The sequence below is a fragment of the Zoogloea sp. genome (genome assembly GCF_017302315.1).
Taxonomy (GTDB): Bacteria; Pseudomonadota; Gammaproteobacteria; order Burkholderiales; family Rhodocyclaceae; genus Zoogloea.
In genome coordinates this window covers 1-11,757 of the sequence record NZ_JAFLDT010000106.1, presented here as the reverse complement: position 1 = coordinate 11,757, position 11,757 = coordinate 1, and the positions used below count along the sequence as shown (strand labels likewise).

Genomic DNA, 11,757 nt, shown 5'->3' with positions numbered 1-11,757 from the left:
GCTGCACCGACGTGGGCCTGTGGGTCACCAAACAACTGAAGGATCCGGGCGATCTGATCTACGTGGGTGCCGTGGAGGAACTGAAGGCCATCCGTGCCGACTCGGCCGGGCTGTACATTGGCGCCGGCGCCAGCCTCACGGATGCCTTCGATGCCCTCACCACCTTCGAGCCGGCCTGGACCGAACTGGCCCGCCGCTTCGCCTCCCTGCCGGTGCGCAACGCCGGCACCCTGGGCGGCAACGTGGCCAACGGCTCGCCCATCGGCGACTCCATGCCCGGCCTCATCGCCATGGGCGCCGAGATCCTGCTCCAGCGGGGCGAGCGCCAGCGCCGGCTGCCCCTGGAGGATTTCTACCTCGCCTACCAGAAGACGGCCCTTGAGGCCGGCGAGTTCGTGCTCGGGCTGCACCTCCCGCCGCCACCCGCGGATCGCCATTTCCGTACCTGGAAGGTCTCCAAGCGGGAAGATCAGGACATCTCGGCGGTGTGCGGCGCCTTTGCCCTGGACATCCGTGGCGGGCATGTCCAGGGCGCCCGCATCGCCTTCGGCGGCATGGCCGCCACCCCCCTGCGGGCGCGCGCCACCGAGGCCTTCCTGCTCACCCGACCGTGGAGCCAGGCCACCGTGATCGCCGCGGCGCAGGTGCTGGCCCGGGAATACACCCCCCTCTCCGACATGCGCGCTTCGTCTGCCTACCGCAGCCGGGTGGCGGCCGGACTGCTGCAGCGCCTGTGGCTTGAGAGCCCGGAAAGCGGCGACGGGGCAGTGCCGATCCGCCTGGCGGACCTGGAGGACACCCTGTGAACGCCCCCGACCCCAAACCCCTGCCCGGCGTTGGCGCCGGTCTGCCCCACGAGAGCGCCCACCTGCACGTCACCGGGCGGGCCACCTATGTGGATGACATTGCCGTGCCCGCCGGCACCCTGCATGCCGCCCTGGGGCTGTCCGGCGTGGCCCACGGGCGCATCCGCGTGCTCGACCTGTCCGCGGTGCGGGCCGCCCCGGGGGTGCGTGACGTGATCGTCGCCGCCGACATCCCGGGCATCAACGACTGCGGGCCGGTGAAGCACGACGACCCCATCCTGTGCGCCGGCGAGATCCTCTTCCACGGCCAGCCCCTGTTCGCCGTGGCCGCCGACAGCCACGACGCCGCCCGCCGCGCCGCACGCCTGGCCCGGGTGGAGGTGGATCCACTGCCCACCATCCTCACTGCCGAGGCCGCCGCGGAAGCCGAATCCTGGGTGCTGCCCCCTGTCGAGGTGAGCCGTGGCGACACCCCCGCCGCCCTGACCGCGGCGCCCCACCGCCTGCGGGGCGAGATCCAGCTGGGCGGCCAGGAGCACTTCTATCTGGAGGGCCAGATCGCCTGCGCCATCCCCGGCGAAGACCACAGCCTGCGCCTCCTCACCTCCACCCAGCACCCCACCGAGATGCAGCACATGGTGGCCCATGCCCTGGGCTGGCGGGTGCATCAGGTGATCGCCGAATGCCGGCGCATGGGCGGTGGTTTTGGTGGCAAGGAGAGCCAGTCCGCCCAGATCGCCTGCATTGCCGCGGTGCTGGCGGTGCGCAGCGGCAAGGCCGTCAAGCTGCGCCTCGACCGGGATGACGACATGCGCATCACCGGCAAGCGCCATGATTTCCACATCGAGTACGAGGTGGGGTTTGACGATCGCGGGCAGATCCTCGGCCTGCGCCTGCTGCTGGCCTCCCGCTGCGGCTTCTCCACCGACCTGTCGGGGCCGGTGAATGACCGGGCGATCTTCCACGCCGACAATGCCTACTATCTGGACGCGGTGGACATCCTGAGCCTGCGCGGACTCACCCACACGGTGTCCAACACCGCCTTCCGCGGCTTCGGCGGCCCCCAGGGCATGTTCGCCATCGAATCGGTGATCGACGACATCGCCCGCCACCTGGGCCGGGATGCCCTGGCCGTGCGCCAGGCCAACTTCTACGGCGACAGCGCCGGCACCCACCGCAATGTCACCCACTACGGCATGCAGGTGGAGGACAACGTGATCGGTCCGCTGGTGGACCAGCTGGCCGGCAGCAGCGACTACGCCGCCCGCCGTGCCGCCATCGACGCCTTCAACGCCACCAGCCCCATCATCAAGAAGGGGCTGGCCCTGACCCCGGTGAAGTTCGGCATCTCCTTCACCGCCACCTTCTACAACCAGGCCGGGGCGCTGGTGCATGTGTACAACGATGGCACCGTGCTGGTCAGCCATGGCGGCACCGAGATGGGCCAGGGCCTGTACACCAAGATCCGCCAGATCGTCGCCCAGGAGTTCGGCCTGCCCGTGGAGGACGTGCGCCTGTCCTCCACCGACACCAGCCGCGTGCCCAACACCTCGGCCACCGCCGCCTCCAGCGGCACCGACCTCAACGGCAAGGCCGCCCAGGCCGCCTGCCAGGCCATCCGCGGACGCATCGCCGGCTTCGTGGCCGAACGCCTGGGCGTGAGCCAGGACGCCGTGCTGTTTGCCGCCGGCCAGGTCAGCGCGCCGGGCTTCGATGCACCCTTCGCTGCGGTGGTGTCCGACGCCTACCGGGCGCGGGTGCAACTGTGGGATGCGGGCTTCTACAAGACGCCCAAGATCCACTACGACCCCGTCACCATGCAGGGGCGGCCCTTCTATTACTTCTCCTACGGCGCCTCGGTGAGCGAAGTGGCCATCGACACCCTGACCGGCGAATCGAAGGTGCTGCGGGTGGACATCCTCCACGACGTGGGCCGCTCCATCAATCCGGCCCTGGACATCGGCCAGATCGAAGGCGGCTTCATCCAGGGCATGGGCTGGCTGACCACCGAGGAGCTGGTCTATGCCAGCGACGGCCGCCTTGCCACCCACGCCCCCTCCACCTACAAGATCCCGGCCATCTCCGACCTGCCGCGGGATTTCCGGGTGGCCCTGTTCGACAACGACAACGTGGAAGACAGCATCCACCGCTCCAAGGCCGTCGGCGAACCGCCGCTGATGCTGGCCTTCTCGGTGTTCTTCGCCCTGCGTGACGCGGTGGCGGCCACCCTCGGCCCGGGCGCCCGCCCCCGGCTCGACGCACCGGCCACGCCGGAGGCCATTCTCAAGGCCCTGAACGGAGGCGCGCTGTGATCGCGACCCGACGACTCAGAGCCCAAACCGCCCACCTGGAGGTGTCACCATGAACGACTGGCTCCATACCCTCGCCAACTGGCTGGAAGCCGGCCAGCCTGCGGTGCTTGTCACCGTGGTGCGTACCGATGGCTCGACCCCCCGGGAGGCCGGCGCCACCATGCTGGTGGGCCGCGCCAGCACCGCCGACACCATCGGCGGCGGCCACCTGGAGTGGCTGGCCAGCACCACCGCCCGGGAGCTGCTGGTGGAGGGCGGCCCGCCGCGCCTGATGCGCTTTGCCCTCGGTGCATCCCTGGGACAATGCTGCGGCGGCGTGGTGTGGCTGGCGCTGGAGCGCATCGACGTGCGTGACGCCGCCATCTGGCGCACCCGCGCCGAAGCCGTGGCCGGCGGTGACACCCTGCAGCGCCGGCTGGTATCGGGGGACGAAGGCAGCCTGTGGTCCCTGGCCGACCGGGACCCGGGCAAGGGCGACCCGGCCCATTTCTGGTCCGATGGCGGGCACTGGCAGTTCGAGCAGCAGGTGGCCACTACCCGCTTCCCGGTGGTGCTGTTCGGTGCCGGGCACGTGGGTGAGGCCATCGTCCGCAGTCTGGCCCCCCTGGGCGCCCAGATCACCTGGGTGGATACCCGGGACGACATCTTCCCGGAGGCGATCCCCGAAGGGGTGTTCACCGTCGCTACCGACATCCCCGCCACCGAGGTCTACGACGCGCTCCCGGGCTGCTATTTCCTGGTCCTGACCCACGACCACAGCCTGGACTTCAGCCTGTGCGAGGCCATCCTCACCCGTCACGATTTCGCCTTCTTCGGCCTCATCGGCTCGGCCACCAAGCGGGCGAGCTTCGAGCACCGCCTCATCGCCCGTGGCCTTGAACCCCGGCGCCTCCTCGACATGACCTGCCCCATCGGCATCCCGGGCATCGACAGCAAGCAGCCGGCGGTCATCGCCGCCTCCGTCACGGCCCAACTGCTGCAGGTGCGCGAAGCCCGCCAGGCCGTGGCCCGGGCCGTGCGGCCGGTGGCGATCACCCCCTTTCTTCTTTCGGGAGCCCGCTCGTGAGCACACCTCCGCCCCCCTTCAGCGGCCCGCCCGACAACCTGCCACGCCTGGAACTGACCGGTATCACCAAGCGCTACCCCAGCGTGGTGGCCAATGACGGCATCCACCTCAAGGTCGGCCCCGGCGAGATCCACGCCGTGCTCGGCGAGAACGGTGCCGGCAAGAGCACCCTGATGAAGATCATCTACGGCGCGGTGCAGGCCGACGCCGGGCAGATCCAGTGGAACGGGCGCGAGGTGGTCATCGCCAACCCCTCGGAAGCCCGCCGGCTCGGCATCGGCATGGTCTTCCAGCACTTCTCCCTGTTCGAGACCCTGAGCGTGGTCGAGAACATCGCCCTGGCCCTGGACGAACCCTTCGACCTGAAGGGCCTGGCCGCCCGGGTGAAAGAGGTGTCTACCCGCTACGGCCTGCCCCTGGACCCGGACCGGCTGGTGTATAGCCTGTCGGTAGGTGAGCGCCAGCGGGTCGAGATCGTGCGCTGCCTGCTGCAGGAGCCCCAGCTACTGATCCTCGACGAGCCCACCTCGGTGCTCACCCCCCAGGCCGTGCAGAAGCTCTTCGAGACCCTGCGCCGCCTGGCGTCGGAGGGGGTCAGCATCCTCTACATCAGCCACAAGCTGCACGAGATCCAGAGCCTGTGCCACAGCGCCACGGTGATGCGCGGCGGCAAGGTCACCGGCACCGCCACCCCGTCCCGGGAGACGCCGGCCAGCCTGGCACGCATGATGATCGGCCGCGAGCTGCCGGTGTGCGAGGTGCCCGCCTTCACCGGCGAAGCCGCCCCCGTACTGACGGTACGCGGCCTGTCCCACACCCCTGACGACCCCTTCGGTACCGCCCTCAAGGACATCGCCCTGGAGGTGCGCCGCGGCGAGATCCTCGGCATTGCCGGCATCTCCGGCAACGGCCAGGCCGAGCTGCTGGCTGCCCTCTCCGGCGAAACCACCGGCCCCGCCAACACGGTGGTCCTGGCCGGTACGCCAGTGGGCCACCTGGACGCCGGCCGTCGGCGCAAGCGCGGCCTGACTTTCGTGCCCGAAGAGCGCCTTGGCCGCGGTGCCGTGCCGCCCATGAGCCTCGCCGACAACGCCACCCTGTCGGCCCACGGCCACGGGCTGGTGAAGAAGGGCTTCCTGCGCCCGAAGGCGGCCTGGGAGTTCGCCAAGACCTGCATCGAACGCTTCGACGTGCGCTGCGGCGGGCCCGGCGCGGCTGCGCGCAGCCTGTCCGGCGGCAACCTGCAGAAGTTCATCGTCGGCCGGGAGATCATGCAGCAGCCCATCGCCATGGTGGTCGCCCAGCCCACCTGGGGGGTGGACGTGGGCGCCGCCGCCTTCCTGCGCCAGACCCTGATCGACCTGTCGCGCTCGGGGGTGGCCATCCTGGTCATCTCCGAAGAGCTGGAAGAGCTGTTCGAGATCTGCGACCGCATCGCCGTGCTGGCCGAAGGCAGATTGTCCGAGGCCGTACCCAAACAGCAGACCAACGCCGAGAAGATCGGCATGCAGATGTCGGGGCTGTTCTCCGACACCCATGGCACCGACCGGGAGCCCGCCCATGCCGCTGCTTGAAGCCCGCCCGACACCGTCGGCCCGCATGCGCCTGCTGGCGCCCCTCATCGCCATCGGCCTGACCCTGGCCGTCGGCTCCCTGCTCTTCCTGTCCCTGGGCAAGAACCCCGTCGAGGCCTTCGGCGTGTTCTTCATCCAGCCCCTCTCGTCGGGCAACGGCTGGAGCGAGCTGATGGTCAAGGCCGGGCCGCTGATCCTCATCGCCCAGGGCCTGGCCATCGGCTTCCGGGCCCGCATCTACAACATCGGCGCCGAGGGCCAGCTCATCATGGGCGCCCTGGCCGGCGGCGGCGTGGCCATCGCCTTCGACGGGGTGGATGCCTGGTGGGTGCTGCCCCTGATGGTCATCGCCGGCGCCATCGGCGGCGCCCTATGGGGGGCCATCCCGGCCCTGCTGCGCACCCGCTTCAATGCCCAGGAGACCCTCACCACCCTGATGCTCGCCTACGTGGCCACCTTCGCCCTGTCCTACATGGTGAACGGCCCCTGGCGCGACCCGGAGGGGATGAACTTCCCCCAGTCCATCATGTTCGGTGACCCGGCCCTGTTCGCCCCCTGGTTCGAGGGCATGCGGGTCAACGCCGCCATCCTGATCGCCGCCGTCGCCTCCCTGGCCTTCTGGATCTTCACCTCGCGCAGCTTCCTGGCCTACCAGCTCACCGTCGGTGGCCTGGCGCCGGCAGCCGCCCGCTACGCCGGCTTCTCGGCCAACCGCACGGTGTGGGTGAGCCTGGTGCTGTCCGGCCTCACTGCCGGGCTGGCGGGCGTGGGCGAGGTGGCCGGCCCGGTGGGCCAGCTCAACCTCAACATCTCGCCGGGCTACGGCTTTGCGGCCATCATCGTGGCCTACCTGGGCCGCCTCAACGCCATCGGCATCGTGCTGGCCGGGCTGCTGATGGCCCTGCTCTACCTGGGTGGCGAGGCTGCGCAGGTGGCCCTGCAGTTGCCCGCCGCCATCACCGGCCTGTTCCAGGGGATGCTGCTGTTCTTCCTGCTGGGCGCCGACGTGTTCGTCGATTACCGCCTCAAGCCCCGGCCCCGGCCGGCCTACGCATGAGGGGCCCAGCCCGCGGGGTGACAACTTCACCTGCCCGCGGACGCCAATGACACCACGCACCATGGGCGGCTGAAGCCGCCCCTACAGGAGGCTTCATGATCGAACACCTGATCCCCGTCCTCGCCGGCACTCTGGCCGCCGCCACGCCGCTGATCTTCGCCGGGCTCGGCGAGCTGGTGGCCGAGCGCACCGGTGTCATCAACCTGGGCGTCGAGGGCATGATGCTGATCGGCGCCGTCGCCGGCTTTGCGGCGGCCGCCCACTCCGATGGTGGCGCCCTCGCCGGGCTGCCGGCCGGGGCCGTGGCCGGCATGCTGGCGGCGCTGATCTTCGCCATCCTGTCCCTGTCCATGGCCGCCAATCAGGCCGCCTGTGGCCTGGCCCTGACCATCTTCGGCATCGGCCTGTCGGCCTTCATCGGCCAGCACTATGTCAGCTACAGCCTGCCCGGCCTGCCGCCCCTGGACATCCCCGGCCTGTCGGAGATCCCGGTGATCGGCCGCATCCTCTTCCACCAGGACGCCGTCACCTACCTGGGCCTCGTCACCTTCGTCGGCGTGTGGTGGGTACTCAGGAAGACCCGCCTGGGTCTGGTGCTGAAGGCCGTCGGCGAAGCCCCGGACGCCGCCCATGCCATCGGCTACCCGGTCATCGCCATCCGCTACGGCGCCACGCTCTTTGGCGGCGCCATGGCGGGTATCGCCGGGGCCTACCTGTCCACGGTGTATACGCCCCTGTGGGTGCAGAACATGGTCGCCGGCCGCGGCTGGATCGCCATCGCCCTGGTGGTCTTCGCTGCCTGGAACCCCACCCGCCTGCTGCTGGGCGCCTGGCTCTTCGGCGGCGTCACCATCCTGCAGTTCCACGCCCAGGGCCTGGGCATCGCCCTGCCGGTCCAGTTCCTCGCCGCCCTGCCCTACCTGGCCACGGTGGTGGTGCTGGTGCTGATCTCGCGGGACAAGCGGCTGCTGCAGCTGAACCTGCCGGCTTCGCTGGGCAAGCCGTGGATGCCGTGAGGATGGGGGTGCGCCGTGGGGTCGAATTCGTTCGACCTGGGTGCGATGTGCGGGTGCCGTTACTGGTCGGCTTTGCGGTGATTTGCGTATCGTTGGCCGGGTCTCGGCCCGGCGGCCGACTTTCTTCTTTGTTGTACGACAAAGAAGAAAGCAAGAAAACGTACCCCGCTGTCGCGCCCCCTGCGGGGGTTCCCTCCCTCCGGGCTCGTCAGGCGGAGTCTGCGCAAACTCGCCCTGCGGGCTCAGACATGCGCAGCCCTTTTTCCGCCTGCCGAACCCTCCAGTCGGCGCGCCAGAGGGGAGAGGAAATGCAGGTGATCAACGGCCAGTGCCCGACTCAATTTCCGCAGGGGCTCGGTGTATCCGAAAAGCCCGTTCCGCCCCGCCGAGCAGCGCACCAGCGGGCGGGGAAGTCCGGCGCGGCTGTCTGAGCCCGAAGGGCGAGTTCCGCGCCGGCCGCCTGCTGGGAGCAGCGCAGGGCAGTCATTCGCGCAGCGAATGACCGGGGTGGCCGGGTCGCCTTCTTTGCTGACTTTCTTGGCGACGCAAGAAAGTCAGTCGCCCGCCGGGGCGAGACCCGGCCAACGTTACGTAATCGACGGGGAAAGCCCCCCAGCAAACACGACCATAAGAAAATGAACACCAAAACCCTCCTCCTCCACCACGCCGACGTCCTCGTCACCATGGACGCCCAACGCCGCGAGATCCCCGACGGCGCGGTGTTCATCCGCAACGGCATCATCGAAGCCGTCGGCCCCACCGCCGAGCTCCCCGATACCGCCAACGAGGTCATCGACCTGCGCGGCCGCATCGTGCTGCCCGGCCTGGTGAACACCCACCACCACATGTACCAGAGCCTGACCCGCGCCGTGCCCGGGGCGCAGGATGCCGAGCTGTTCGGCTGGCTGCAGACCCTCTACCCCCTGTGGGGCGGGCTGACGCCCGAGATGATCCGGGCCTCCACCCTCACCGCCATGGCCGAGCTGATCCTGTCGGGCTGCACCACCTCGTCCGACCACCTGTACATCTACCCCAACGGCAGCCGGCTGGACGACAGCATCGAGGCGGCCCGGGAGATCGGCATGCGCTTCCATGCCTGCCGCGGAAGCATGAGCGTGGGGCGCTCGGCGGGGGGCCTGCCGCCGGACCACCTGGTGGAAGACGAGGCCACCATCCTGGCCGACAGCCGCCGCCTCATCGAGACCTGGCACGACCCGGCCCGCCACGCCATGCTGCGGGTGGCCCTGGCGCCCTGTTCGCCCTTCTCGGTGAGCACCGACCTGATGCGCGAATCGGCCTTGCTGGCGCGCAGCTACGGGGTGTCGCTGCACACCCACCTGGCCGAGAACGACAACGACGTGGCCTACAGCCGCGCGCGCTTCGGCATGACCCCCGCCGAGTACGCCGAGAGCCTGGGCTGGGTGGGGCCCGATGTGTGGCACGCCCACTGCGTCAAGCTCGACGACGCCGGCATCGCCCTGTTTGCCCGCACCGGAACCGGCGTGGCCCACTGCCCCTGCTCCAACATGCGCCTGGCCTCGGGCATCGCCCCCATCCCGGCCATGCGCGCGGCTGGCGTGGCGGTGGGCCTGGGGGTGGACGGCTCCGCCTCCAACGACGGCGCCGACCTGCTCGGCGAGGCCCGTCAGGCCATGCTGCTGGCCCGGGTCGGCCACGGCCCGGCGGCCATGAACGCCCGCCAGGCCCTGGAACTGGCCACCCTGGGCGGCGCCCGGGTGCTGGGCCGGGACGACATCGGCGCCCTCGCCCCGGGCATGAGCGCCGACCTGATCGCCTTCCGCGCCGACACCCTGGCCCTGTCCGGCGGGGCCGTGCACGACCCGGTGGCAGCCCTGGTGTTCTGCGCCCCCGAGCGCGTGGACATGAGCCTCATCAATGGCCGCCCCGTGGTGATGGACGGCAACCTGCAGACGGTGGACCTGGGGCGCGTGGTCCATCACCATAACCGCCTCGCCCGCCAGCTGGCTGAAGCCCTGTGATGCCCATGTCCGACACCCACGTCCTGGTCCGCGGCCAGATCCTCCACTACCTGAACGACCCCGGCCCGACGGACGACCCGGCCGCCTGGGAGTTCTTCGACGACGGCGCCCTGTGGATCACCAACGGCCACATCCGCGCCGCCGGCCCCTGGGCCGCCCTCCGCGCCAACATGCCACCGGCCATCCGCGACGCCGCCACCTTCCACGACCACCGCGGCAAGCTGGTGCTGCCCGGCCTGGTGGACACCCACATCCACTACCCCCAGGCCGGCGTGATCGGCTCCTACGGGCGCCAGCTGCTGGACTGGCTCAACGACTACACCTTCCCAGCCGAAGCCCGCTTTGCCGACTATTCCGTGGCCGAAAAGACCGCCAGCTTCGTGGTGGACCGCCTGCTCGCCCACGGCACCACCACCGCATCGGTGTTTGCCACCGTGCATGCCCACTCGGTGGACGCCTTCTTCCGGGCCTCCGAGGCCAAAAACCTGCGCATGCTGTGCGGCAAGGTGCTGATGGACCGCCACTGCCCCGACACCCTGCGCGACACGGCCGAATCGGGCCGCGCTGACATCCAGGCCCTGATCGAACGCTGGCACGGCAAGGGCCGCCTGGGCTACACCCTGACCCCGCGCTTCGCCCCCACCTCCACCCGCGAACAGTTGCAGGCCACCGGCGAACTTTTCGCCTCCCGCCCCGACCTGCACTTGCAGACCCACCTGGCCGAAAACCGCGCCGAGATCGACTGGGTACGGCAGCTCTTCCCCGAGCGCAGCAGCTACCTGGACGTCTACGCCCACTACGGCCTGCTCGCCCCGCGGACGATCTACGGCCACTGCATCCACCTCTCCGACGCCGAACGCCGCGAGATGGCCGCCAGCGGCGCCGCCGCCGCCTTCTGCCCCACCTCCAACTTCTTCCTCGGCAGCGGCGCCTTCGACTACGCCGCCAGCACCGCCACCGGCCTGCGCGTGGGCCTCGCCACCGACGTGGGCGGCGGCACCGGCTTCAGCCTGATCCGCACCCTCGGCCAGGCCTACGAGGCCAGCCAGATCCACGGCACGCCCCTATCCGCCATGCGCGGCTGGTACCTCGCCACCCTGGGCGGCGCCCGCGCCCTCTACCTGGACGACCACATCGGCAACTTCCAGCCCGGCCACGAAGCCGACTTCACCGTCCTCGACTGGACCGCCACCCCCGAACTCGCCTGGCGCATGGACAACACCCACAGCCTGGCGGAAAGGCTGTTCGCGTTGATGATCCTGGGGGATGAGCGATGCGTGCTGGCGACGCATGTGATGGGGGAGAGGGTGGGGTTGGGGTGAGGTCGACAGCCCGACACAGCCTGGCGGATTGCCTTACCATGGGGGCGATGGCACATTGGCGCCCGTTTCTCACGGCTACTACACCATGCCCCGCCCGCAGCCCATTCTCACCGTCGACGCCGTCCTCCTGACCCTTGAGGACGGCCAGCTCAAGGTCGCCTGCAACGCCCTGGGCAAAGACCTCGGCGCTCCCGAGGGCAAGGACGCCCAGGAAGCGTGCAAGGGCGCCATCAAGGTGATGGGCGAGGTCAAGGCGAAGATGGGGGCGAACATCAAGATCGCCCTCGACTTCCAGCCCCCCAAGTGCTCGGCCTCGATGAGCGCGATGGCCGACTGCTCGGGCAAGTGCGACGTGCAGGCCACCGGCGGCAAGGCCGAGGTCTATCTCGATGGCAAACTACACCGCGTGGTCGACGTCTACCCGGAGACCGACAGTGGACGCTGGGCTACCGGCTACGACTTCCCGGCCGCGGCCGTGAACAAGATCCGTGCGCGGCTGGGCTTGCCGCCGCGTGTCGCTGCTGGTAGCAGTGTGGCGGTGGCCGAGGCTGATGAGGCGACAGTGTCGGGTTCCAAGCGCGGCCGTGGGCGGTTGGCGACGATG

The 11,757-nt window shown here is 69.9% G+C and carries 9 protein-coding genes; all 9 read left to right on the top strand.

What is annotated here, in order from left to right; translation table 11 throughout:
* The coding region (locus J0L98_RS19710) for an FAD binding domain-containing protein (protein ID WP_296413678.1) at positions 1-806 on the top strand (806 nt) is incomplete at its 5' end.
* On the top strand, positions 803-3,118 hold the full coding sequence (xdhB, locus tag J0L98_RS19705) for a xanthine dehydrogenase molybdopterin binding subunit (RefSeq protein ID WP_296413676.1): 2,316 nt from the start codon (positions 803-805) through the stop codon (positions 3,116-3,118). The genes J0L98_RS19710 and xdhB, both read left to right, overlap by 4 nt.
* A gap of 49 nt (positions 3,119-3,167) precedes the next feature.
* On the top strand, positions 3,168-4,184 hold the full coding sequence (gene xdhC, locus J0L98_RS19700; RefSeq protein ID WP_296413674.1) for a xanthine dehydrogenase accessory protein XdhC: 1,017 nt from the start codon (positions 3,168-3,170) through the stop codon (positions 4,182-4,184).
* Positions 4,181-5,758 (top strand): ABC transporter ATP-binding protein, encoded by a 1,578-nt coding sequence (locus J0L98_RS19695; protein WP_296413673.1) that lies wholly within the window; start codon positions 4,181-4,183, stop codon positions 5,756-5,758. Before xdhC ends, J0L98_RS19695 begins: the two co-directional genes overlap by 4 nt.
* Complete coding sequence (locus J0L98_RS19690) at positions 5,745-6,815, top strand: ABC transporter permease (RefSeq protein ID WP_296407343.1); 1,071 nt, start codon at positions 5,745-5,747, stop codon at positions 6,813-6,815. Before J0L98_RS19695 ends, J0L98_RS19690 begins: the two co-directional genes overlap by 14 nt.
* A 95-nt stretch (positions 6,816-6,910) precedes the next feature.
* Positions 6,911-7,831 (top strand): ABC transporter permease, encoded by a 921-nt coding sequence (locus J0L98_RS19685; protein ID WP_296413671.1) that lies wholly within the window; start codon positions 6,911-6,913, stop codon positions 7,829-7,831.
* A gap of 635 nt (positions 7,832-8,466) precedes the next feature.
* Complete coding sequence (locus J0L98_RS19680; RefSeq protein WP_296413669.1) at positions 8,467-9,831, top strand: 8-oxoguanine deaminase; 1,365 nt, start codon at positions 8,467-8,469, stop codon at positions 9,829-9,831.
* Positions 9,832-9,836: 5 nt separating this feature from the next.
* Positions 9,837-11,153 (top strand): guanine deaminase, encoded by a 1,317-nt coding sequence (gene guaD / locus J0L98_RS19675; RefSeq protein WP_296413666.1) that lies wholly within the window; start codon positions 9,837-9,839, stop codon positions 11,151-11,153.
* Positions 11,154-11,238: 85 nt separating this feature from the next.
* On the top strand, positions 11,239-11,757 hold a 519-nt coding region (locus J0L98_RS19670), incomplete at its 3' end, for a hypothetical protein (RefSeq protein ID WP_296413665.1).